The organism is Ruminococcus bovis, assembly GCF_005601135.1.
GTDB classification, from domain to species: Bacteria; Bacillota; Clostridia; order Oscillospirales; family Acutalibacteraceae; genus Ruminococcoides; species Ruminococcoides bovis.
The window spans coordinates 1,154,415-1,179,978 of the sequence record NZ_CP039381.1; the positions used below are offsets into that span (position 1 = coordinate 1,154,415).

The window sequence follows — 25,564 nt, forward strand, 5'->3', positions numbered from 1 at the left end:
ACTTGTGTAAGCAGAAATGCAAAGCTACCGCAGCGGTACGCCACGACCTCCATATAAGAGCGAGCGCTAATTCCGTCTGTGAGTATCGGGCTGCTCCCGATATGGCGACGACCTACACAAGCGATAATGATACTTCTCTACGGAGCTGGCGGAGTACCCGGCAGAGGTGAGATTCCTATGAGCCTGATAGCAGTCAGGCGCTTGAAGAACTTCCCATATAGATTTATCTATCCGCTGGGGTGTCGAGGACAAATAAGCGGAAAAGTTACATAGCTGTTTTTGCAGGACAGCTATTAAACCATTTGAAAGGAGGAAAACGAATGCCAAACTGCAAAACTATTGCTATTTGCAATCAGAAGGGCGGCGTCGGAAAAACGACAACCACAATGAACTTGGGCATTGGCTTGGCAAAGCAAGGTAAAAAGGTACTCCTCGTTGACTGTGATCCACAGGGCGACTTAACAACCTGTCTTGGTTGGCAGCGTGTCGATGAAATCCCTGTTACCCTCGCTACCAAAATGCACGAGATTATCCGTGACGATAGCACAGATGTAAAAAGCGGTATTCTCCACCACGATGAAGGTGTAGACCTCATTCCTTCCAATACGGATTTGGAAGCGCTGGAGATGTACCTTGTTACGGCTATGAGCCGAGAGAACATCTTGAAAAACTATCTGAACAAGGTGAAGCCGAACTACGACTATATCCTTATTGATTGCAGACCTTCACTCGGTATGTTGACCTTAAACGCTTTGACGGCTGCTGACAGCGTTGTTATTCCTGTTCAGGCGCAGTATTTGCCTGCAAGGGCTATGACACAGCTTCTTCGGACAGTATCAAAGGTAAAGGCGCACACCAATCCTAATTTGGCGATTGACGGCATTTTACTGACAATCGTTGATAACAGGACAAACCTTGCTAAAAGCACGATGGACGCAATTCGTGAAAACTTTGGGAGCGTTATCAGGATTTACAAATCCAAAATCCCCGTTGCGGTAAAAGCCGCCGAGGTATCGTCTAAAGGAAAGAGTATTTACGCCTACGAGCCAAACAGCAAGGCGGCTATGGCATACGCTGATTTCACAAAGGAGGTGCTTGCAAGTGGCAGACAGAAAGAGCGACTTCGCTCTGCCGACGCTCGATGACCTTTTCTCCACGCAGGAGGAACGGGACGACGCAAGGCTCGAAAAGATTAGGGATATTCCCATTGACTTGATTGATGACTTTCCCGACCACCCATTTCACGTTAGAGATGACGAGGATATGGTACAGCTTGTCGAGAGTATCAAGACCAACGGCGTTTTAACGCCTGCCGTCCTTCGTCAAAAAGAGGACGGGCGTTATGAGCTTGTCGCAGGTCACCGCAGAAAGCGAGCTTGTGAGCTTGCAGGGCTTACTACTCTCAGAAGTGAGATTAAGGACTTAACCCGTGATGAAGCGGTTGTATATATGGTTGAGAGTAATTTTCAGCGTACAACAATCCTTCCCAGCGAGAAAGCCTTTGCTTACAAAATGCGGTTGGAAGCTATAAAGCGACAAGCAGGCAGACCGAGCAAGAATAATTCTGCACCAGTGGAGCAGAATTTCGGTGGCAAGACCAGCCGTGATTTAATTGCAGAGCAGAGTGGAGAAAGTAGAGAGCAAGTCCGACGATATATTCGTTTAACGAACCTTGTTCCCGAACTTTTAGAGCTTGTGGACGAGGGCAGAATCAAAATGCGTCCTGCCGTTGAGCTGTCCTATCTCGACGAAGATAGTCAGCGTGATGTTGTCGAGCAGATTGACATTAACGACTGCACACCGTCGCACGACCAGACAATCCGAATGAGGAAAATGTTTGATAGCGGCAAACTGACGGCGGAAGCTGTTGAAGCGATTATGTCGGAAGAAAAGCCCAACCAGCGTGAGCGTATTGTGCTGCGTGGTGACAGAGTACGAAGCCTTATTCCGAAGAATGTTCAGTTGAAGGACACGGAGGACTATGTGTGCAAGGCTCTGGAGCATTACGCCAAGTATCTGCGCCACCGTTCAGAACGTGACAGCAGGTAGGAAGTGCAAAACTTATTTTTTTGACTTCCCCCTTTCTCACACTCTAACCCCTAAGACTACCTGTACCAACCGAAAAGAAAGATATTAACTATCTCTTAAATATACTCTATCTCATAAACAATATCTTTCTTAAAGGTGCAGGCAAACCGATTCAAACACACAATTTCAATTCAAAACTTATGGAGGTAAACCAATGACAAAAGTTTTCAACAAGAGAAACGCCAAGCGTGTTACGGCGATCCTTTTAGCCGTTGTAGCTGTCGTTTCTTCAATTTTCATCATTCCCACCGCCAGCGCTGCCGGAAAAGAGGTCACTGTGACCTTTGATTACTGCTACGACACAGGCGGCAATATCATCTCATTCGTAAAGTACACCGAACACGGCGGCTATACCGTCGGAACTGTCGGCGAGGAACTCTGCCGCATCTATGCAGACGGCAAAGACGCATATTGCATTGAGCCGGGACACTCGCTCTATTCAGGCAACACCCTGACTACCGACGCTTCGGCTGCGTGGAACGCACTCAGCAAGGCTCAGAAAAAGGCGGTCAATCTCGCCCTTCTTTTCGGAAAGTCAGGCAGCAGCTCCAGCCTTGTCGGTACTGACGGACAGAAGTGGATTGCAACCCAGCTTGTTGTATGGGAATTCTGCACAGGCTGTCGTGACGCTTCTACGTTCAAGCTCAGCAATTCCAAGTTTATTGACGGTATCACCGCAGGCGACCACAATCCGAATGTAAAGACCAATTACAACAAGATTATCGCCAAGCTCAACAGCTATAACGTGATTCCGAGCTTTTCTTTCGATACACAGGCAAAGGCAAAGAACAGCGTCAAGGAGCTGAAATACAGCGACGGCAAGTACAGCCTTACGCTGACTGACAGCAACAAGATTTTATCCGACTACACCTTCAAAAAGACAGGCGATGTGTCTGTTTCCGTTTCGGGTAACAGCATTACTCTGACATCGACGAAGGCAATCCCCGACGCTCTCGTATTCAGCGCCACGAAGAAAATGCCCAATGTCACGACAACCCTTGTCGCTTGCGGCAGCTCCTCAAAGCAGGACGTTGTAACGGGCGTTCAGTCCGATACCGAAACCAAGACAGCGTATTTCGCTGTTAAGACTTCGGCAGGCTCACTCAAAATCGTCAAGACCTCCGACGACGGAAAGGTCGAGGGCGTTAAGTTTAAGATTACGGGCGCTGACAATTACAGCAAGACAGTTACCACCAACGCAAAGGGCGAATTTCAGATTGATGACCTCAAGGTTGGCACATATACCGTAACTGAGGTCACTGAGGAAAGATATGAGGATCAGAAAGCGCAGACCGTTAAGGTAGAAAGCGGCAAGACCGCCACCGTGAAATTCAGCAATATTCTGAAGCGTGGCGACCTTGAGGTTGTAAAGACCTCGGAGGATAATTTCAACGAGGGTGTTAAATTCCACCTTTACGGCACATCACTCTCAGGCGCAAATGTTGACGAGTACGCTACCACCGACAAGAACGGCGTAGCCAACTTCAAGAATATCCTTGTAAGCGGCGACAAGCCCTACACCCTTGAAGAAGTGGATACCGCTACTCGTTACGTTGTTCCGAAGTCCCAGACCGCACCTATCACTTGGGATACGGTGACAAAGAGAGAATTCACCAACACCCTCAAAAAGTTTATCGTTGAGGTTGCAAAGGTCGATTCAGAAACAAAGAAGCCGCAGGGCGACGCTTCTCTTGCAGGAGCGAAGTACGGCATCTATGACGGCGATAAGCTGATTGATACCTACACCACCGATAAGGACGGTAAATTCACCACTAAGGAATATGTTTGCGGCGATAATTGGACTATCAGAGAGATTGAGCCGTCCGAGGGCTATCAGCTCGATAAGACCGTCTATCCTGTCGGCGCAGAAGCCAAGAAATACACCATCGAACACAACAAATGCGTACTCAGCGTAAACGAGGACGTTATCAAGGGCGATATTGAAATCGTTAAGCACACCGATCAGGGGCAGACCAAAATCGAAACACCCGAAGAAGGAGCTACGTTTCAACTTTTTCTCAAAAGCGCAGGGAGTTTTGACAACGCACACGAAAGCGTCCGTGACACCCTTGTCTGCGACGAAAAAGGCTACGCAAAATCCAAAAAGCTGCCCTATGGCACTTACACCGTGCATCAGACCTACGGATGGGAAGGTCGTCACTATGTCGATGATTTCGATGTGTATGTTTGCGACAACTCCAAACCGTACAGCTTCATCATTAATAATGATATTTTTGAATCCTATCTCAAGGTGGTTAAGGTGGACGCTGAATCAGGAAAGACAATCCCCTACGAGGGAGCGGGATTCCAGATTTATGCACCCGATAATACTCTGATTACAATGTCCGTGCCGTACCCCTCAAACCTGACAATCGACACCTTTTACACCAACAGCGAGGGCTATCTGATTACGCCCGAAATGCTCGTGTACGATAAGGGCTATAAGCTCGTAGAGGTACAGGCTCCGCACGGGTATGTGCTTGACAGTACACCTATCACCTTTGACATCACAGAAGAAAACTCCACAGAGGAGGGCAGCATTGTTTTGACTAAGGTAAACAAGCCGAACTACGCTCAGAAAGGCAAGATCACCATTGCAAAAGAGGGCGAAGTGTTCTACGGCGTAAATGTCAGCGGCGGAACTGATGAGGACGGCAATGAAATCCAGACCATTTACCAGCCTGTTTATGAAAGCGCAGGACTGAAAGGCGCTACTTATGAAATCCGTGCCGCAGAAGATATTATCACTCCCGACGGCACAGTCCGCAATCACAAGGGCGACCTTGTAGATACCGTTACCACAGGTAATGACGGCTTTGCAAAAAGTAAGGCTCTCTATCTTGGTAAGTACGAAATCAAGGAGATCCACGCACCCTACGGAATGGTACTTAGTGATGAAACTCATAATGTGGAGCTTGTCTACGCCGACCAGACCGTAGAAATCACAGAAACCTCTACATCGTTCTACAACGAAAGACAGAAGGTTAATGTAAACCTCGAAAAGTGGCTTGAAACCAACGAGCCGTTTGACATCGGCACTAACGAGGAAATCAAGAATATTTCCTTTGGCTTATTCGCTACCGAGGAGCTTGTATCTGCAAGCGGAACTACCATTCCCGCAGACGGCTTGATTGAGATCATCACGCTTGATGAAAACGGCAACGGCTTTGTCGGTACAGACCTTCCCTTTGGCAGTTACTATGTCAAGGAGCTTGCCACCGACGAGCATTATATCTTGACCGACACCAAATTCCCCGTTGTATTTGAATACGAGGGTGAAAACACAAAGACCGTTGACCTTACCGTAAATGACGGTGAGCCTATCACCAATGAGCTGATTTACGGTACTGTTTCCGGCAAAAAGATTGACGAGAACGGCGAAGCACTCGGCGGCGCAGTTATCGGACTGTTTAAGAGCGCAGACGCAGAGTTTACTGCGGAAAACGCAACCTTGACAACAGAATCAGCCGAGGACGGCAGCTTCACCTTTGGCGAGGATACTATCCCTTACGGCACTTGGTATGTCAGAGAAATCGAACAGCCGACAGGCTTTGTACTCAATGATACTGTCTATCCCGTTACAATCGGGAAGGACGGCGATGTAGTTGAAATCGAGATTGTCAACGAGCATATTCGTGGCAATGTTAAGACCACAAAGGTTGACGCTGATTATCCCGACAATAAGCTGACAGGCGCAGTATTTGAAATCTATTCCGATACCAACGCTGACGGCAAGCTCGATAAGGACGATAAGCTGCTCGGCGAAATCAAAGAAACCGACACAGGCATTTATGAGATGGACGACCTTGTTTACGGTCACTATCTTGTAAAAGAGAAGAAGGCTCCCGACGGCTTTGTCCTCGATGAAAACACCTATCCCGTCTTTATCGAAACTGACGGTAAGACCTATGATGTTGAGAACGACGCAGGCAAGGGCTTCCTGAATGAAGCTATGAAAGGCTCGCTCAAAATCGTTAAGACTTCTTCCGATAACAAGGTTGAAGGTATTTCCTTCCGTGTAACAGGCGAAAACGGCTTTGATAAGGTATTCAAGACCGACAAGAACGGTGAAATTCTCATTGAGGGTTTACGCATTGGCAAGTATGTTGTGTCTGAGGTAAACGACGACGCTTCTGCCGGATATATTCTTCCCGATGACGAGGTTATCGAGATTGAGTACGGCAAGACCGCAACCGTAAAAATGCACAATGAAAAAATCCACGTTCCGCAGACAGGCGACGACAGAACGCCCAATAACCTTTGGCTTGTGCTTGGCGGCGTTTCGGCTGTCGGTGTTGCGGCTTGCGTGACAGCTCTTGTAAGAAAGAGAAAGAAGAATAACAAGGAGGCAGCATAATGAAAGTGATTATTGCTATCGTTTTACTTGTTTTCATTATCGGCGGTTTTATCTTCTTGCAGATTAAAAACCGCAACAACAAAAAGTGAAAAACTACTGCGACGGGCGGCTCAAAAGGTCGCCCGTCAGATTTAGGAGGTACGAATGTACAAGTTAAAAACCGTTGAGAATATGGTGTTAAACGTCTTAATCTCAAATCCCGACGCTCGTGACGACGATATGAGATTATACTTTTACGTTTGCCGTGATTGCATAAGCGAAACTCACGGTGAAGCAGACCTCTCTTTTGAAGAAGTTATGACCAACTATAAAGAGCTGGGCTGCCCCGGCTTTGAGAGCGTTCGACGGACAAGACAGAAGATTCAGGCGATTTTGCCGGAACTCGGTTGCTCGCCTGCTGCCCGCCGAAGAAGAAACAAAGGCGTTGTCGCTTACACGAACTACGCTTTAGACAGGGAGGGTAACTAATGGCAGATAAAACCGTAATTACTCCCCAGCACAGGTTTAAGGTGCTGACAAAACTTTTTGAAGCGGGCTTTAAGTCTGAGAAGGACTTGCAGAGCATCAACTTTCAGAATGTTTTCCGCATCGAAGGCTTAACCGTGCAGGATATGAGTATCATTTCCGAATTACAACAATACACAAAGAGCAATAAGCTCTATTCTTATCTTGGAGGTATGTTTGATGAACAACACAACGAATAACAAAAAGATTATCTGGACAAGTATCAACCCCGGCTTGCTGTGCGCCAAAGAAATGGTAAAGCAGGAAACACCAAACATTAGCAAAGAAGAACTGAACGCCATCGTTTTAGCTTTCAATTTCCGCTACTTTGAAAAGGTCAAGAAAATGCTCGATAAAGCGAGTATTGGTAAGCCGATAATCGTTATTACCAAGTATGAGGGTATTAATGAAAGCGTTGGGGACTATACTCGTGTTACAGTCATTGACTCTGGCAATCTTGGTGGCTGTCTTGATACGGATTATGACCTTGCCGAGTGGTATATCGACGAAAACGGCGATTTTTGCTCGTATGGTGTTGACCGTTTGGGAGTACGAACAGAACAATACTTTGCACTTAACGAGGAAGCTCCGCTGAGTATGATTCAGCATTTATTTGCAGACTTTGATGATGAGGATTTTGATTACGAAGTGCTTGACGAAATCCTTGACAGCATTGGCGACGATGTACTCTCTGCACTGAGAAACAATCGTTGTTTCGATTGCAGAGGTGCTTATAATGGAGAGTAATGTCGCACCGCTGAAAGGCAAGGAATATCTTTACACCTACCGCAATAGTCAGCAAATTTCCTCGCAGACAGGCTTAATCGGTTATCTCCGTGCGGATATGGGAACGCTTGGCACGGAATTCTTCTCAACGTGGAACGGTTTCCGTGATGACCTGAATACACAGGATTTCAAAGACGATATTGATACCGTCATTAACTCCTTCAGGGAGAAAGGCGGTTTTCTTTCCAACCGTGACCAGCTTGAAGATTTTTGCATTAACAGCGACAAAGTATTCGCATATAATACAGGCGTTGATTACGGCGTAAGAGTGAATACGAAGGACTACGCCTTCCTTATGCGCCTTAACCCGTATAAGGGTAACTACAATCTTTACTGCTACTGCTATAAGAAGGATTGGCTTGACCACCATCTTGAAAAGGCGGAGCGTGGGATTCGCTTTATTGATTCCCATTACAACGAGAAATTCAGGCTGTATGACGGCGACCAAATCGTTATCGGCAAGCCCGACGGCAGCTTTGATACGCACAACGGTTTGCGTGACCGTTCCGAAAGGTATGATGTTCGATATATCGACGACTATCATTTTGAGTACGGAAGAAATCTTCGTCACATTTGCGAATTTGCAGAGCTGCTCGAAAAGTCAGGCAATGTTGTTGTCCCGCTCAGAGCGTCGCTCCCCGACCAATGCTACACCTTTGTTGAAGGGCTGAATATGATTGCGATTATCAATAAGGGCGAGCTTGGCTACACAGACGCTAAATCCGCAAACGGCAGACCGAGCGAAAACCGTGCTATGGTAAACAAGATGAACGAGCAGCTCGGCGTTACAAAGGCACAGTATGCGGCAATGAAGCAAGGCTCACGTTTTGGCTTTGATAAGCCGGACGCTGATCCTAAAAACTATACCGAGAAAGGAACTTTAATCAAGCCTAAAAACAGAAATCACGACGCAAGATAAGGAGGTGCTTTTCCTATGGCGAGAAAGTTTGACCTTATCTCACAACTATATGTAGATACCTCGAAAGAGGTTTTGTCGCCCGATAAATGGGCGGCTTTTTTACGCACAGCCTGTTATAATTACAGACTGCGCTTTGACGAACAGCTCCTTATTTACGCTCAGAAACCGGAAGCAACCGCTGTTCTTCCTATCGAGAGGTGGAACAGGACTTTTGGACGCTGGGTAAACCGAGGAGCAAAAGGTATTGCCGTTTTTGAAAGGCACGACGGCGTTTCACAGAAATTAGTACATTACTTCGATATATCCGACACCCACGCAGGCGAATACTCACGAGCTGTCCCTATTTGGACTATGCAGCCCGAATATACAAATGATGTGATTGCTACGCTTGAAAGCAGCTTCGGCGACCTCGAAGATAAGGAAAGCCTTGCGAAAGCGATAATGTCGGCGGCAACCAACGCTGTCGAGGATAACACGCCCGATTATATCAGGGACTTGCTTCTTGGCACAAACGACACCTTCCTTGAAGATTTAGGTGAGGACAGCGTAACAGCTATGTATAAAGAGCTTGTCACAAACAGCGTTGCGTATATGCTGATGACAAGGCTCGGTATTGATACCGAAATGTATTTTGACGACGACGATTTCAGAAACGTCGTCAATTTCAATTCCGATGACACCCTGAACGCACTCGGCGTCGCTACCAGCGCTATTGCCGAGATGGGCTTATCGGAAGTATCCAAAACCGTTTTGGCACTCAACCGACAGAATCGCACATTTGCGGAAAACAGGCAACCCGAATATACTAATGACAGAAACATTGAAAGGAGTTTTGAAGATGGCAGAACTGACTTACACAATGCAGGGCGATTATCTGCTTCCCAATCTGACGCTTCCCGAACAGCCGAAGGTCGAGCTGGGACAGTACGCTCAGATGAGGAGGAAGTATCTGTATCGTCAGCGCAGAATCCTCTATACCAATCTGCTGACGAAGGGCAAGCTGACCGAACACTTGGCGGAAATCGAACAGACAGCGCTGGAGATGGAGGAACGCCTGCTCAAACAGATGGCAGCTCAGGAGGGCGTGACGGAGAAGCTGAAAGCGGAAGATCCGATGAAGTGGACACGCCTGATGAACAATCTCCGGCACTCAGCACAGGAGATCGTACAAGCGGAAGTGATTTACGCTTAAATCCAGAAGAACAGGCTCAGAGTGTTGAGCCTGTTTTTTCTACCGCAGATACCATTCAGCTTATCGGTAATGTGGTAGATTTCTTTGAAAGATACCCGCACTTATACTCTGAATTAAATCTTGGAACTGACCGCACGCAGGCGTTTGTACGGCTCAGCTACACCTTTAATCACGCCGAAGATACAGAAAGGCTTTTGGATAAAATGAAAGCCCTTATTATCCCCGAATCGGCAAGTGAGGATTTTGAAGGAGTATATAAGCAGGTTGAACAGCGCCGCAATTTACTTACCGTTATAAGCAGCGACAAGTATGTTAGCGGCGACACTAATTTCAACGTCTTTGACGAGGACGGAGAACTCAGAAAACACCCATTTTTCGGTGTCGATGAAGTGGTGAATGAGATTTTTGCTACCACACCGCACCTCAAGGCAAGCCTTGATGAAATCCGAGGATACTTTGAAGGTTTTTCAGACATTCAAAAGCGTACCGAGTATATCCGCAGCATATTCAACGATGATTTTACGGAGATTATCCTTGCTGATGATACCCGTGTAGGCTATAAGACCTACGAAAACGGACTGCTCATTTGGAAAGGGCGTTATCCTGACCGTGAGGGACAGAGCTTTCATCGTTGGGACGCTGTTGCCGGACACTTTGAAGCAATGCGCTTACTTGGTATGCTGCACAGCGTTATTAAACCATTACCGTCACAGGACGGACAATTACAGCTTATTACAGAATCGGCAGGAAGGAACAATCCTGCCTTTTCTTTTTCGCAGGAGCTTATCGACGCAGCTCTCACAAGAGGAAGCGGCGTGGAAGAAGGCAAAATGCGAATTTATGAGCAATATCAGAAATCACTATCAAAGAGTGAAAATATATCTTTCCTCAAAAAAGAGTACGGTATAGGCGGATCGTCAAGTGCCGTACCGTACACAGGTGTCGGAGAGGATCACGACAGTAAAGGGATTGAACTTCATCTTGGTTATGGCGAAGGCTCTCCACGACAAATGCTCACTTGGAATTACGTTGAAAAGCGTATCGGTGAACTTATCAAACTTGACCGTTATCTCAACTCAAAAGAAAAAGAGTATTATCCGAGGTGGCTTGAACGTCAGGAAGAACTACGGGCAGAGCGAGCCGCTGAGCGAGAGATTCGTGAAGCACTTTTTACGCCGCCGTCAGAAAAGTCTGAACCTGAGCCTGTTGAGTATGAATACCGATATACGCTTGGTGCTTCGGTATATATCGGCGCAAGCGAGTATGAAATCCTCTCCGTTGATGATGACCGTGTAATGCTCTTTGACAAGAGTTTCCCGTTATTCAACAAGGAAATGCCGAGGGCTGAGTTTGACGCAAAGGTCAAAGAAAACCCGATGAACGACCATTTGAAGGTCGCCGTACAACCCAAAAAAGAGCAGGAAACCGCCCAGCGTGACTATTCAAAATACAATCCTCTTATGCAGGAATATTTCAGGTTGAAGGACGAGCATCCCGACACCATTATTCTGTATAGAATGGGTGAATTTTTGGAAGCAATGGGCGACGACGCAGAGCTTGTATCTCAGGCGTTGGGACTGCAATTAACAAGGCGTAGGATTTCTTCCGAAGAAGATATTAAGATGTGCGGCTTTCCTGTCCACAAATCAACGCCTAATATTGATATGCTTCTTGACAGAGGTTTTAATATCGGAGTATCGGGTGTAAATTTTGATGGCAAGCGGTACTACCTCAATATGCCATCACAAAAAGCTGACAATCCTATTGAATCACAGCCTATTGCACGTCTTGATTATTACGACAGCAATAATTCTGATAAGAAGATTGAAACGAGCTTTGAATATCTCGACGCAGAACAGTTACGTCGGGATATTTTGGACGATATTAACCGTCCTTCTCCGATGGGACTTGTGGTGTACGCTGATGAAAACGGCAAGACGATTGATTACAGCTTTGTTGATGATTTGCCAAAGCCGTTAGTCAGCGTGACCGTTGAGCCACGCCCTGAAAGACCGTCTGAGTATAAGGTTTTGCTTGATAGAGCAAGACAGCTTATCGGCGAATATAACGAAAGAGAATTTGGTACAGATGACTTTGAGTTACCCGACGATTTATCTGAAATCAACGTCGCATACACAACCACCGAGGACGAAAAGCACGAATTAACGGCTAATGTAAACCTTGTTGATTTTCGTATCGAAACAAAGATTGATAATACCGTTGTCCGCACTGAGCAATATGATTCATTGCAGGATATTGTCGAGAACGGCTTGGACGGTATGGAGTTTGACGACCTCATTTATGTGTCCGATGAGGAGCTTGCACCGTTCTATGAGGAACACGACGAGCTTGACGACGTAGATCCCGCAGTTATTCGTCAGCAGCTTGAGGACGCAGGGATAGTCAACGGTGAGCTTGTCGATGAAGATAAGCTGAACAGTGATCCCTTTATTCAACAGGTTATGGCTGACGCAGAAGCCGTTGCCGACAAGTCCGACCTTATCGGTCAGGAACTAACGCTTGATGAACGCAAATTCATTGTTGAGAGCGTGGGCAGTAACGGCGACGTTTCAATGCGTGATATTACCTTTGAGGACACTAACGGTTTTCCAATATTCCGTTCCGAAAAGGTAGGTTTTGTACGCCGTGCTATTGAAGAACAACAGACACAGCAGGAAGAAATTACACCCGCTTGGGAGCGTCAACCGAGAGCAAAGGCGCAGACCTTTGACCTTCACCCCGACATTCCTATGGCTGACCGTCATACCTTTGACCTCAAAGCCTTTGAGGTAGAGGAGGTTGGCAAAAAAGCACGTTTCCGCAGAAATGTTGAAGCTATCCGTGTCTTGAAAGAATGTGAGTTTGATAACAGATTTGCCACACCCGAAGAACAACAACTCCTCGCACAGTACGTCGGTTGGGGCGGAATCCCCGAAGCATTTGACGAGAACAATACAGCGTGGTCGGACGAATTTACAGAGCTTTACGGCTTACTCTCACCCGAAGAATATCAGTCTGCGAGAGAAAGTACGCTGACCGCATTTTACACCCCACCCGTCGTGATTTCAGCCATTTACAAGGCTATGGAACAGATGGGCTTTAAGGAAGGTAACATTTTGGAGCCGTCCTGCGGTATCGGTAACTTTATCGGTATGCTGCCGCAGAGTATGGAGAACAGCCGTGTTTACGGTGTGGAGATTGATAAGATTTCCGCAGGTATCGCACAGCAGCTCTATCAGCGTTCCTCTATTGCCGGACAGCCGTTTGAGGAAGCGAATATCCCCGACAGCTTTTTTGACGCTGTTGTGGGCAACGTCCCCTTCGGCGATTTCAGCGTAGCAGACAAACGCTACGATAAAAACCATTTCCTTATACACGACTACTTCTTTGCTAAGTCCCTCGATAAGCTCCGTCCGGGCGGCGTTATGGCTCTTGTAACTTCAAAGGGTACAATGGATAAAGAAAATCCCGCCGTGCGTAAATATATTGCACAGCGAGCCGAGCTGCTCGGAGCAATCCGCTTACCGAATAACACATTTAAGGGCAACGCAGGCACGGAGGTTGTGTCGGATATTCTTATCCTGCAAAAGCGTGACCGCATTATCGACATCGAGCCTGATTGGGTGCATTTGAATACCGATGAAAACGGTATCCGAATGAACAGCTATTTTGTAGAACACCCCGATATGGTACTCGGTGATATGAAGATGGTGTCGGGACGGTTTGGCGAGGAAGCAACGTGTGTTCCATACGAAAATGCTGACCTTGCAGCTTTGCTTGATGAAGCTGTTTCCAATATTCACGGTGAGGTAAACGAGTACGAGCAAGACGAGGAACTGGAGGAAGAAGATAATTCTATCCCCGCTGATCCGAACGTCAGAAACTTTTCTTACACGCTGCTTGACGATGTAATCTATTTCCGTGAGAACAGCCGAATGTCGCCTGTTGATATGTCAGCGACAGCAGAAAACCGAATCAAGGGCTTGATTGAGATCCGCAATTCCGTCAGGCACTTGCTGGAGTTGCAGACTGAGGACTATCCCGACAGCGATATAAAAGCCGAAATGCAGCGTTTGAATACGCTGTACGACGAATATACGAAGAAGTACGGACTTATCAGTAGCCGTGCTAATAATATGGCGTTTTCAAGGGACAGCTCCTATTCGCTTTTATCCTCTCTTGAGGTGTTGGACGAGGACGGAAACCTTGAGCGCAAGGCTGACATTTTCTTCAAACGTACCGTCAAGGCACATAAGCCTGTTACTTCTGTTGATACCGCAACCGAAGCGCTCGCCGTTTCTATGGGTGAAAAGGCAGAGGTCGATATGGACTATATGTGTGAGCTGACAGGTAAGAGCGAACAGGAGATTTACGACGAATTACAAGGCGTAATTTTCCTCAATCCTTTGTATGAAAACAACCGTTATTCAGAGCAGAAATATCTGACGGCTGATGAGTACCTGTCGGGCAATGTCAGGGAGAAACTTGAAACCGCACAGAAATCGGCGGCAGTAAACCCTGATACCTATTCCATCAATGTGCAGGCTCTTGAACGGGTACAGCCGGAGCCTTTGACAGCTTCTGAAATCTCGGTCAGGCTCGGCGCTACTTGGATACCGCCTGAGATTATCCAACAGTTTGTGTTTGAATTTCTCGGTACACCACGCTATGCCCAGTGGAAAATGCAGTTACACTATTCACCCTATACGAGTGAATGGAGCATTGAAAACAAGAGCTATGATAACACCAATATCAAAGCGTATCGCACCTACGGTACTGACCGAATAAACGCTTACAGAATCATTGAGGAAACCCTTAATCTGAAAGATGTTCGTATCTTCGATTATGTCGAGGACGAGTTTGGCAAACGCAAGCCGGTACTTAATAAAAAGGAAACGACAATCGCTTTGCAGAAGCAGGAGCTTATCAAAGAGGGCTTCCGAGAATGGATTTGGAAAGATCCACAGCGCCGTGAACGGCTCTGTAAAATCTACAATGAAAAGTTTAACAGCACCCGTCCCCGTGAGTACGACGGTAGCCATATTACGTTTAGCGGTATGAATCCCGAAATTGAACTCAGGGAACATCAGAAGAACGCTGTCGCCCACATTTTATACGGCGGCAATACGCTCCTTGCACACGCAGTTGGGGCTGGGAAGACGTTCGAGATGACGGCGGCTGCTATGGAATCTAAAAGGCTTGGACTTTGCTCCAAGTCTTTATTTGTTGTGCCGAATCACCTTACCGAACAATGGGCTGCGGAGTTTTTACAGCTCTATCCGGCGGCGAATATTTTGGTGGCGACAAAGAAAGATTTTGAAACCGCCAACCGTAAGCGTTTCTGCGGCAGAATCGCCACAGGCGACTATGACGCAATCATTATCGGTCACTCTCAGTTTGAGAAAATTCCGATGAGCATAGAGCGTCAACGTGCTTTGCTTGAACAGCAGATTGATGAAATCACTGATGGTATTGCCGAGCTGAAAGAAAACCGAGGAGATAACTTCTCGATTAAGCAGCTTGAAAAAACCCGAAAATCCATCAAGGTAAAACTGCAAAAGCTGAACGACCAAACCCGAAAAGATGATGTAGTCACCTTTGAGGAACTCGGCGTAGACAGGCTTTTTATTGATGAAAGTCACTACTACAAAAACCTTTACCTCTACACAAAAATGAGGAACGTCGGCGGTATCGCTCAGACCGAAGCGCAGAAAAGCTCCGACCTCTTTATGAAATGCCGCTATCTTGATGAAATCACAGGCGGCAGAGGAACGGTATTTGCAACAGGTACTCCTATCTCAAATTCAATGGTTGAGTTATATACCATTCAGAGATATTTGCAGTATGAAACCCTTGTTGAGAACGGCTTGCAGCACTTCGACGCTTGGGCTTCCACGTTCGGCGAAACCGTAACCGCCTATGAGCTGAAACCCGAAGGAACAGGATACAGAACGAAAACTCGTTTTGCTAAATTCTACAATCTTCCCGAACTAATGGCGATGTTCAAACAGGTTGCGGATATAAAGACGGCGGATACATTAAATCTGCCGACGCCAACGCCGCACTATCACAATGTCGCCGTGAAACCGTCCGAAATGCAAAAGACGATGGTTGCAGACCTCGCCGAGCGAGCTGAAAAAGTCAGAGGTGGTAATGTTGATCCGAGCGTAGACAATATGCTGAAAATCACCAATGACGGACGCAAGCTCGCACTCGATCAGCGTATGATTAACCCTATGCTCCCTGATAACGAGGGTAGTAAAATCAATGCCTGCGTAGATAATATTTTTACGATTTGGCAGGATAACACCGATAAGAAATCAGCGCAGCTTGTGTTCTGTGACCTCTCAACTCCGAAGCCGGACGCTGAGTTTTCCGTTTATACGGATATACGGCAAAAGCTGATTGAGCGAGGTGTGCCGGAGAGCGAAATCCGCTTTATTCACGAAGCAAAAACCGAGGTACAGAAGCAGGAGCTTTTCAAAAAAGTCCGTAAGGGCGAGGTCAGAGTTTTACTTGGCTCTACACAGAAAATGGGTGCAGGTACAAACGTACAGAATAAGCTCATAGCCTTGCACGACATAGATTGTCCGTGGCGACCAAGCGACCTTGAGCAGCGTTCGGGACGTATCATCAGACAGGGCAACGAAAACCCTGATGTTGAGATATACAGATATGTAACAGAGGAAACCTTTGACGCATATTTGTATCAGCTCGTCGAGGGTAAACAGAAGTTTGCGGCTCAGATTATGACCAGCAAATCACCTGTGCGTACCGCCGAGGATATTGACGACACGGCTCTTTCCTATGCCGAGATTAAGATGTTGGCGACAGGCAATCCGTACATCAAAGAGAAGATGGATTTGGATATTCAGGTGAACAAACTGAAAATGCTTAAATCCTATTACCTCTCTCAGAAGTACGACCTTGAAGATAAAATCATCAAGTTTTATCCGCAGGAAATCGCTTTGCAAACAGCACGAATCAAAGGCTTAAAAGCTGATTTGGAAATCCAAAAAACGCACCCGAAGGAAATTGACGGCAAGTTTGTCGGTATGACAATTCAGGGTACTGAATACAAGGATAAAGCCGAAGCGGGCAAAGCTATCATCGAGTTTTGCAAAACAAAAACAAACGCTGATACAGAAATCCTCGGTGAATATCGTGGCTTCAAGATGGAAATTGAGTTTAATCAGTATGAGCGAGCTTATGTAGTAACTCTTAGGGAAAACTCCTCTTACCACGTTACACTCGGTACAGATATTCACGGTAATATCACACGTTTGGATAACGCTATCGACGGTATTGAAAGCCGCCTGAATAAAGCGGAAGAACAACTCGCAAACACGCAAGCCCAGCTCGAAACCGCAAAGGTCGAGGTGGAAAAACCATTCGCCCAAGAGGACGAATTACAACAAAAAATGGCTCGGTTGACCGAGCTGAACGCCTTGCTCGATATGAATCAGGGCGACGTTCCCGTTGTCGGCGGCGAGCCTGACGAAAAGGATTCACAGCAGACACGGGACAGAAACAACAGAGAAGAACGATAAGGAGGAATTACTGTTATGACAGACAAAAATTACAATGAACTTCTTTTTAAGAAGGTCACACAGGAACACAAGGAATTGGTAGAGGAGCTTGAAAAGCTCCCTGCCAACGAAGCATTGAGCCGTGCTTATGAGAAGGTTATCAAGGAAGATTTGGTGTGCAGTATCGGCGACAGCAACCTTACTCAGAACGAAGCAAGAGCTTTGCTTCGCCTGAGCCATCCGCTTGACGCTCTTTACAGCGAGTGGCTGCATAACGATTACAGCTACAACGATATACTGCGGGATACCATCAAAGACCGTGCGACTTCGGCGGTGCGTGAGATGAAAAATCAGACGCTCGACGCAAGATAACGGCTATGCCGTATATAGACGCTCAGGCTGTTGCCAAAGCGAGAGAAATGGACTTGCTCACTTATTTGCAGAACTACGAGCCGCAGGAGTTGGTCAAGTTTTCCGCAGACACCTACTGCACCCGCAGCCACGACAGCTTGAAGATTTCCAACGGTAAATGGTATTGGTGGTCAAGGGGATATGGAGGTTACTCCGCCCTTGACTACCTCGTGAAAGTACGAGGTTTAGGCTTCACGAGAGCCGTAGAAACTATCATCGGAAAGTGTGCGGTTGAGCCGCCCGTCTATGTAGAACAGAAGAAAAACAAAAAGCCGAAGCCTTTACTTCTGCCGGATAAAAGTGCTTCCAACAGAGTGATTTACAGGTATCTAAGCGGCAGAGGAATAGACCGAGAGCTGATAGATTTATGTGTAGCCGAGGGGAGAATTTTCGAGAGCCTTCCGTACCATAATGTTGTTTTTGTGGGCTTTGATAAGGAAAACAAACCGAGGTACGCTTCCTACCGAGCGACGGGCAGTATGCGGATATTGGGCGACTGTTCGGGTAGTGATAAGCATTATTCATTCAGATTGGCGAACAGCGAGAGCAACACAGTCCACATTTTTGAATGTCCCATTGACCTTTTATCTTACGCTACATTACTGAAAATGAGGGGCTATGATTACCGCCGTTTCAATCTGTTGTCCCTTGCGGGAATCTACTCACCGAACAAAGATAAGGAGCTTGTGAAAGTCCCTGTTGCCCTTGTGAATTATCTGCAAGAACACCCTCACACACAGAAAATCGCTATCCATTTTGACAGCGACAGCAAAGGCAGAGAAGCCGCCGTTGCACTCAAAAATAGGCTTCAAAAAGAGTATCAGGTCGTTGATTTACCTCCCCCGCAGGGCAAGGATTTCAACGACTTTTTATGTTTACAACTGAATATCCAAAAACATAAATACAAGGAAAGGAACGATGACCGATAGATGAAGATTAACATTTATCAAATCAACCACGAGCGTGACGATAAACGATTGATGTTCTTCGGATTGGACGAAGTACAAAAGCTCACGGGCAGTAAGATGGTCAAGGCTGAGATTTACGACAAGATTTTCAGCGGTGATGTTGACTGCCATTCGCTTGAAGATGTTTACAGAAAATTCAACGAGGAACACCCCGCAGGATATAAAGGCAGATCGCTTTCGGTGTCCGATGTTGTTGAGATTATCGAGAGCAATAACACAGAAAAAGGTTTCTACTACTGCGACAATTTCGGCTTCAAGACGATTAGTTTTGCGCCTGAGAAAGCACAGGATACCGTCAGCAAAAATCAGATTACCGTTCTCTATTTGCAGGTCGGTAAGTTACCACAAACGGTTTCCATTGACAACTCCCTTGAAGCAATGCAGCGTCTTGTCGGTGGGTATATTGAGGAGTATATGCCCTTTGATGATGAGGTTGCTTTAATCTGCAACGAGGAAGGCAAAATGAACGGCAGCTCCTTGAATAGAGCCGTCTATGACGAGCATAGCAAGGAAATGATTGAGATTATCGCCGGAGATTTCTTTATTGCGTATGCTCCTGTTGGATCGGAAAACTTTAAGAGCCTTCCGAAAGATTTGGAGAAGAAATACGCCGAGAAATTCAAATATCCTGAACGGTTTTACAAGCAAAACGGACAGATTAAAGCCTATCCGGTTAAACCGAAAAATCGTGATATGGAACGCTAAACCTTGAAGAAATCGGCAGCCCCTGTGTGAGATGTATAATCTTAGCAAGCATACTGTTTGTATCCACGAAGCGGATAAAACAGTGCAGAGCTTGTTAGGGGCTGCCCCCTAATACCCCGTAAAGAAAGGACTGATATAATGAACGGAATTCTTTTATTCATACTCGGCTGTTTCCTCGGCGGCTTTCTTGGTGTGACTATGATGTGTCTGCTTCAAATCAACCGCCTGAATCATTACGAGATGAAGGATAAGGAGGATAAGACCGCCGATGAGGAGAAGCTATGATAAGCATATACGCCTGACTAAAGAGGAGCGTGATGATTGGCAGCACAAGGCAGCTATGACTTGCTTGAATGAATCATCACTTATTCGTTTGCTGATGAAAGGTTACGCACCAAAGGAAAAGCCTGACGAGCGTTTCTTTGAAGCTATGCGAGAGTTGTCGGCTATCGGCAACAATATCAATCAGCTCGCCGCAAAAGCAAACTCACTTGGCTTTGTTGACGCTCCAATGCTCTACCGTGAAGCGGAGCGTTGGCACAAATTTCAGGCAGATATTGAGAGCGTGTTCTTACGCCCTGACAAATTGGATTTGAAATGGCAGTAACAAAGCTATGGGCGGTCAAAACCAACTTAGGGAAGGTTATTGACTACGCCAACAATCCTAATAAAACCCGCAACCCGAAATATACCGAGGAGCAGTATCAGGCTCTTGCCGATGTTCTCACCTATGCAAAGGACGAGGAGAAAACCGAGAAACAATTTTTTGTTGACGGTATCAACTGCAACCCCTCAACTGCCCGTGACCAATTCATAACGACCAAAGAATATTTTGGTAAGACAGACGGTATTCAAGCCTATCACGGATATATGAGCTTCAAGGAGCAGGACATCACTCCTGAGAAAGCGCAAGAGGTTGGAATGGAGTTTGCTCGCCGAGCTTGGGGCAAGCGGTTTCAGGTGGTTGTAACTTGCCATCTTAATACTCAGCATTTGCATTGTCACTTCGTTATCAACAGTATTTCTTTTGTTGACGGCAAGCGAATGGTGGATAATGAAAAGAATTGGTTTAAGTTTAGACATATCGCCGACGCTGTTTGTAAAGAGTATGGCTTGCATTTCAATCCAAATCCCAAATTTGAGCGACCTACCAATTACTATTTTGACAAGCTCGAAAAAGCGGGTATGCCGAACAGGTATCAACTGATCCGTGACGCTATCAACCACGCTATTGAACACAGCAAAAGTGTAGCAGAGGTTGGTTATGCTCTGAGAGATATGGGTTACGGCTATGACTTTAACCCACGCAGGAAGTATTGGACTGTCAAGCCGCCCGGCTATACGAAGTCTATCCGTTTGAACAGAGTTGGCGACGACTACACGAGAGAAGCTATCCTCAGACGGTTACAAGAAAACAGAAGTCGTGTCGGTATGCACCGTTACACCCAACTCACAGTAGTCAGCCGTCAGTATCGACTTCCCACACGGGGAGATAAGATACGGAGAATCGGCGGCTTATACGGTCTTTATCTTTACTACTGCTATCGGCTTGGCAAGCTGCCGAGCTACCGAAAACTTAACAGCGCTCAGATTCACTATTATTTTAAAGAGGAGTTATTGAAACTCGATGAACTGAGCGAACAGACAAGGCTGCTCGGAAAGCACGGCATTCAGACCGACGAGCAGCTTTTACAATATAAGTCCTCTGTTGAGGGCGAGATTAAATCCCTTACTGCCGACAGAACAGATCTCCGAAAAATGACACGCAGAAAGATTGATGATGTTGAGCTGTCACAGGCAAAGGATAAGATTTCGCAAATCACAGAGAAGCTACGGACACTCCGTAAGGAAGTGAAACTCTGCAACGGCATTGCCGAGAGGTCGGGACTGATGAAGGAACACCTCGCACAAGTGCTTGCAGAAGAAGAAAAATCCAAAGGAAAGGAGAGCCGTGAATATGACCAACGGCGGTGACGCTGCCGAAATGTTAGTCAGGCTGTACCTTGAAGGTTTTGAGGAAGTTGTCAAGTTGTCCGGCAAGGGTATTAAGGAATTAGTACCGCTGCTCGCTTCGACGCTCAAACAGGAATCAAAATCTAAGGGCAAAGCTCGGCTGACACAGATGATTAAATCAGGCAGCCCTTTGAAAGTTTTTACTTTCAAAAACAAAGACTTAAAAAAGTTTACCGAACAGGCTAAGCGCTACGGTGTTTTATATACTGTCCTCCGTGATAAGAACAGCAAAGATCCAAACGCTACGGTTGATGTAATCGCCCGTGCGGAGGACGCTTCAAAAATTCAGCGTATCGCAGACAGGTTTGAATTCTCCAAGGTTGACAAGGCTTCCATCGTTAAGGAAGTTGAGAAGTCAAAGGAAAAGGATAAAAAGGAAACTCAGATTGAGGAACCCGTTAAATCCAAAGGAGAGATTATCGTCGAGGAAGCTATGGCGGAGCCTTCCGAAAAAAAGGAAAATGCCCACGAAAACCCCATTGCTGCCAAGACCGACAAAAGCCCTCAGTCAAGGCAAAACTCAGGCAAACAAGATACGAACACTGATAAGGGTACTTCCAAATCCGACGGCAAAAAGCCTTCCGTAAAGGAAAAGCTGGAACGCTATAAGGCTGAACACGCCGCAGGACAGAAGAAAGAAGCAGAGCGTTATCAGCCTAAACACATTCAGGAGAAGAAGAAAACTCCTTCAAAAAACAGACAGACCAAACACAAGCAGCCTAAGAAGAAACAGAAGGCTAAGCACTATAAATCGAAAGAGAGGTAATATCTATGACCAACGATTTTAAGGCGAGAAAAAACGGCTATCGTCAGCCGCAGCGTTCTCCCGAAGAATATAAGCAGTTTAAGAAAGAGGAAAAGGAAGCCGTCTATCAGCTTGTAGACAGCGCCGTTGCCAATGTTGTATCCTCGCCCACCGAGTTTCAGAAGTTTCTCGACACGCAGGCTCGTATGGACAGGTACTCGGCAGCAAACGCCTTGCTTATCTATAAGCAGTGTCCCGAAGCTACTCAGCTCAAGGACTTTGACGGTTGGCGTGAAGAAAACGTCCGTATCAAGAAAGGCGCAAAGAGCATTTCGATTCTTGAGCCTGTTGACTACACCAGATCCGACGGCACACAGGGCATTTCCTATAACGTCAAAAAGGTTTTCGACGTTACACAGACAAACGGCAGACGCAAGCCTGCTCCTACGGTAAACCGTGATCCGAGAAATCTTGTTACCGTTATGATTAACACTTCGCCCGTGAACTGCGAGAGCGCCGAACAGCTTCCCAATCCCGACGCTGTTGCGTACTACGATAACAGTAAGGATACCCTTTTCATCAAGAAGGGCGTCGGCGACAGCGTAGCACTCTTTCAGGGCGTTGCCCTGGAACTCGGCTACGCTGAGCTGTCAAGCAGAAGCGAGAGCTTCAGCCGCAAGGATATGAGCTTTCAGGCGGTATGCGTCGGCTATATGCTCTGTAAAAAGTACGGCGTTGACACCAAGAGCTTTGCCGTAGACCGTGTTCCCGCTGAGTGGAAGGATAAGGAGCCGAAAGATGTTCGTGCGGAGCTTTCCAAAGTCAGAACGGCTATGAGCGATATTCACTCCCGTATCTCCGACGAGCTTTATCGCCAGCAGCAGGAGCGCACGGCTGACCGTGCAAGATAAGGACGGAGGTGTTTGTTATGAAAGAGCCTATGTATCATATCGCACTCGATGATAACGAACAGAGCGCCGTTATTCAGTCCCTCAACGATTCCCGAAACGCTCGTATTGCCGAGGGCAAGCCTACGGATATTTACGACGACCTTATCCTCAAAATCGGTAACGCCCCTTATCGTAAGGTTAAGGTGATTGAGAGGGACAGGGATAATGCAAGATAGCGACAGAAAGTCAGCTATCATTCTTTCCGCAATCGGTATCGTTCCCGTAGTGTGGTTATCGCTACTGATTGCCCCGTTTGTAAAAGGCGGCTTAACGGAAATTGTGACGGGACTGATGAAGTCCTTTGAACACCCATTCCAAATACAGCTTTGTGAGGACAGCTTAAAAACTGTCCTCTTTTTGCTTGCCGCCTACGCAATGGGCATAGGTATTTACTTTTCCACACGCAGAAACTACCGACGCAGAGAAGAACACGGCTCCGCTAAGTGGGGCAACGCAAAAGCCGTTGATAGAAAATACCGTCAATCTCCGCCGTCTGATAATAAGCTGATGACGCAGAATGTCCGTATCGGTATCAACGCACAGAAGCACAGGCGCAACCTCAACACGTTGGTCTGCGGTGGATCGGGCGCTGGTAAAACCCGATTCTACTGTAAGCCAAACCTTATGCAATGCAATACGTCGTTTGTCATTCTCGATCCTAAAGGTGAGATACTCCGTGACACAGGCGGATTGCTTGAAGCAAAGGGGTATGAGGTGCGTGTGCTCGACCTGATCTCAATGGAAAAGAGCCATTGCTACAATCCGTTTGTCTATCTCCGTGATGACAACGATATTCAGCGATTGGTAACTAACCTTTTCAAATCCACCACACCCAAAGGCTCGCAGTCCAATGATCCCTTTTGGGACACGGCTGCTTCAATGCTCCTCCTTGCGTTAGTATTCTATTTACACTATGAAGCGCCGGAGGAAGAACAGAACTTCGCTATGGTTATGGAAATGCTAAGAGCCGCAGAAATTGAGGACGAGGAAAGCAACGTCCCCTCGCCCCTCGATAATCTATTCAATGATTTGGAATTTGAGAATCCCGACCATATCGCACTCAAATACTATCATTCCTATCACTCAGGCTCAGCTAAAACATTAAAGTCAATACAGATTACACTTGCCGCAAGACTTGAAAAGTTTAACCTTGAAAGCCTTGCGGCTTTGACTTCTACGGACGAGCTGGACTTACCCTCTATGGGTGAGAAGAAGGTCGCCCTGTTTGCGCTGATACCCGATAACGATTCATCATTCAATTTCTTGGTATCTATCCTATACACACAGCTATTCCAACAGCTTTTTTATTCTGCCGACCACATACACGGCGGAGCGCTCCCCGTTCCCGTCCATTTCCTGATGGACGAGTTTGCGAATGTTTCGCTTCCCGATGATTTCGATAAGATACTCTCGGTTATGCGCTCCCGTGCCGTTTCGGTCAGCATTATATTACAGAACTTGGCACAGCTCAAGGCGCTGTTTGAAAAGCAATGGGAAAGTATCATCGGTAACTGCGACGAGTTTCTTTATCTCGGCGGCAACGAACAGAGTACGCACAAGTACGTTTCCGAGCTGCTTGGCAAGGAAACGATTGATACCAATACCTACGGCAAAAGCACAGGTCATAGCGGCAGCTATTCTACCAACTATCAGATAAGCGGCAGAGAGCTGATGACACCTGATGAGGTCAGGTTACTTGATAACCAATACGCAATCCTCTTTATACGAGGTGAGCGTCCGATAAAGGACTTCAAGTTTGACATCTTGAAGCACCCTAATGTCAGCTTGACGGCTGACGGTAAAGCCGATGTTTATAGACACGGCGAAGTCAAAGATGATATTGCCACTATTACTGTTGGCATAGTTGTCGATGAAAAGCAGATTGAAGATATACCCATATCTGATACGAGCTTTGAGTTATTGTCCGAGGAGGACTTGCAAATTCAATTTAATCTTATACAGGAGGATAAAAATAATGAGATTATTTAACAACCATTCAAATACAAACAGACTGCCGATGAAGGGTAAGGTCAAGAGAGGTTTTCGTACCTACTGCGCTGTCGTTATTGCGGTAATGCTCATTGTGAGCTGTTTCACCGTAACGACTTTTGCTGCTGACGGCAATGGCGCTTTAACCGCAGTCAATAATCTTTCCACCTTCATCTTCGGTTTAATCCGTGCGATTGGTCTTATTCTGACAGGCTTCGGCGTTGTGCAGATTGGTCTTTCGCTCAAATCACACGATCCGTCACAGAGAGCTAACGGCTTTCTTACCCTTGCGGGCGGTGTCATCATCACCTTTGCAAAGGAAATCCTCAACCTCATTATCGGCTCTTAAACAGAACGAGGGGTATGGCTGCTTCACGGCCATACCCCGAATAAATTAAGGAGGTGCTT

The 25,564-nt window shown here is 46.6% G+C and carries 20 protein-coding genes; all 20 read left to right on the plus strand.

Annotated elements, in window-relative coordinates:
- Positions 1-320: 320 nt before the first annotated feature.
- The 20 genes from E5Z56_RS05455 to E5Z56_RS05550 all read left to right on the plus strand — a co-directional run bounded on the left by E5Z56_RS05455 (position 321) and on the right by E5Z56_RS05550 (position 25,505).
- Positions 321-1,145, plus strand: a complete 825-nt coding sequence (locus E5Z56_RS05455) for a ParA family protein (RefSeq protein WP_138156923.1) — start codon at positions 321-323, stop codon at positions 1,143-1,145.
- Positions 1,102-2,049 (plus strand): ParB/RepB/Spo0J family partition protein, encoded by a 948-nt coding sequence (locus E5Z56_RS05460; RefSeq protein WP_138156924.1) that lies wholly within the window; start codon positions 1,102-1,104, stop codon positions 2,047-2,049. Before E5Z56_RS05455 ends, E5Z56_RS05460 begins: the two co-directional genes overlap by 44 nt.
- Before the next feature lie 193 nt (positions 2,050-2,242).
- The gene (locus tag E5Z56_RS05465; RefSeq protein WP_138156925.1) at positions 2,243-6,445 is read left to right on the plus strand and encodes a SpaA isopeptide-forming pilin-related protein; all 4,203 of its coding nucleotides are present in this window, start codon (positions 2,243-2,245) and stop codon (positions 6,443-6,445) included.
- Between the two features lie 144 nt (positions 6,446-6,589).
- On the plus strand, positions 6,590-6,913 hold the full coding sequence (locus E5Z56_RS05470; protein WP_138156926.1) for a hypothetical protein: 324 nt from the start codon (positions 6,590-6,592) through the stop codon (positions 6,911-6,913).
- The gene (locus tag E5Z56_RS05475) at positions 6,913-7,149 is read left to right on the plus strand and encodes a hypothetical protein (RefSeq protein WP_138156927.1); all 237 of its coding nucleotides are present in this window, start codon (positions 6,913-6,915) and stop codon (positions 7,147-7,149) included. Before E5Z56_RS05470 ends, E5Z56_RS05475 begins: the two co-directional genes overlap by 1 nt.
- 145 nt (positions 7,150-7,294) lie before the next feature.
- On the plus strand, positions 7,295-7,696 hold the full coding sequence (locus tag E5Z56_RS05480) for a hypothetical protein (protein WP_138156928.1): 402 nt from the start codon (positions 7,295-7,297) through the stop codon (positions 7,694-7,696).
- Positions 7,686-8,654: a hypothetical protein gene (locus E5Z56_RS05485; RefSeq protein WP_138156929.1), complete on the plus strand. Its 969-nt coding sequence runs from the start codon at positions 7,686-7,688 to the stop codon at positions 8,652-8,654. The genes E5Z56_RS05480 and E5Z56_RS05485 overlap by 11 nt, the downstream gene beginning before the upstream one ends.
- Before the next feature lie 859 nt (positions 8,655-9,513).
- Complete coding sequence (locus E5Z56_RS05490) at positions 9,514-9,846, plus strand: TnpV protein (RefSeq protein ID WP_232842495.1); 333 nt, start codon at positions 9,514-9,516, stop codon at positions 9,844-9,846.
- A gap of 1,460 nt (positions 9,847-11,306) precedes the next feature.
- A complete protein-coding gene (locus E5Z56_RS05495; protein WP_232842496.1) occupies positions 11,307-17,396 on the plus strand; it encodes a MutS N-terminal domain-containing protein in 6,090 nt (2,029 codons plus the stop codon).
- Between the two features lie 15 nt (positions 17,397-17,411).
- Positions 17,412-17,747 (plus strand): DUF3848 domain-containing protein, encoded by a 336-nt coding sequence (locus E5Z56_RS05500; protein WP_138156932.1) that lies wholly within the window; start codon positions 17,412-17,414, stop codon positions 17,745-17,747.
- Positions 17,748-17,752: 5 nt separating this feature from the next.
- Positions 17,753-18,715: a DUF3991 and TOPRIM domain-containing protein gene (locus E5Z56_RS05505; protein WP_138156933.1), complete on the plus strand. Its 963-nt coding sequence runs from the start codon at positions 17,753-17,755 to the stop codon at positions 18,713-18,715.
- Positions 18,716-19,459: a YodL domain-containing protein gene (locus E5Z56_RS05510; RefSeq protein ID WP_138156934.1), complete on the plus strand. Its 744-nt coding sequence runs from the start codon at positions 18,716-18,718 to the stop codon at positions 19,457-19,459.
- A gap of 138 nt (positions 19,460-19,597) precedes the next feature.
- On the plus strand, positions 19,598-19,744 hold the full coding sequence (locus tag E5Z56_RS05515; RefSeq protein WP_138156935.1) for a DUF3789 domain-containing protein: 147 nt from the start codon (positions 19,598-19,600) through the stop codon (positions 19,742-19,744).
- On the plus strand, positions 19,728-20,066 hold the full coding sequence (locus E5Z56_RS05520; protein WP_138156936.1) for a plasmid mobilization protein: 339 nt from the start codon (positions 19,728-19,730) through the stop codon (positions 20,064-20,066). Before E5Z56_RS05515 ends, E5Z56_RS05520 begins: the two co-directional genes overlap by 17 nt.
- Positions 20,057-21,433: a relaxase/mobilization nuclease domain-containing protein gene (locus E5Z56_RS05525; RefSeq protein ID WP_138156937.1), complete on the plus strand. Its 1,377-nt coding sequence runs from the start codon at positions 20,057-20,059 to the stop codon at positions 21,431-21,433. Before E5Z56_RS05520 ends, E5Z56_RS05525 begins: the two co-directional genes overlap by 10 nt.
- On the plus strand, positions 21,417-22,238 hold the full coding sequence (locus E5Z56_RS05530; RefSeq protein ID WP_138156938.1) for a PcfB family protein: 822 nt from the start codon (positions 21,417-21,419) through the stop codon (positions 22,236-22,238). Before E5Z56_RS05525 ends, E5Z56_RS05530 begins: the two co-directional genes overlap by 17 nt.
- Positions 22,239-22,243: 5 nt before the next feature.
- Entirely contained in the window at positions 22,244-23,128 is an 885-nt protein-coding gene (locus E5Z56_RS05535) for an ArdC-like ssDNA-binding domain-containing protein (protein WP_138156939.1), read from the plus strand.
- A 17-nt stretch (positions 23,129-23,145) separates the two neighbouring features.
- On the plus strand, positions 23,146-23,343 hold the full coding sequence (locus tag E5Z56_RS05540; RefSeq protein ID WP_138156940.1) for a hypothetical protein: 198 nt from the start codon (positions 23,146-23,148) through the stop codon (positions 23,341-23,343).
- Positions 23,333-25,156, plus strand: a complete 1,824-nt coding sequence (locus E5Z56_RS05545; RefSeq protein WP_207668590.1) for a VirD4-like conjugal transfer protein, CD1115 family — start codon at positions 23,333-23,335, stop codon at positions 25,154-25,156. Before E5Z56_RS05540 ends, E5Z56_RS05545 begins: the two co-directional genes overlap by 11 nt.
- Positions 25,143-25,505 carry a glutamyl-tRNA amidotransferase gene (locus tag E5Z56_RS05550; RefSeq protein ID WP_138156941.1) on the plus strand — a complete coding sequence of 121 codons (363 nt, stop codon included), beginning with the start codon at positions 25,143-25,145 and terminating at the stop codon, positions 25,503-25,505. The genes E5Z56_RS05545 and E5Z56_RS05550 overlap by 14 nt, the downstream gene beginning before the upstream one ends.
- Positions 25,506-25,564 lie beyond the last annotated feature (59 nt).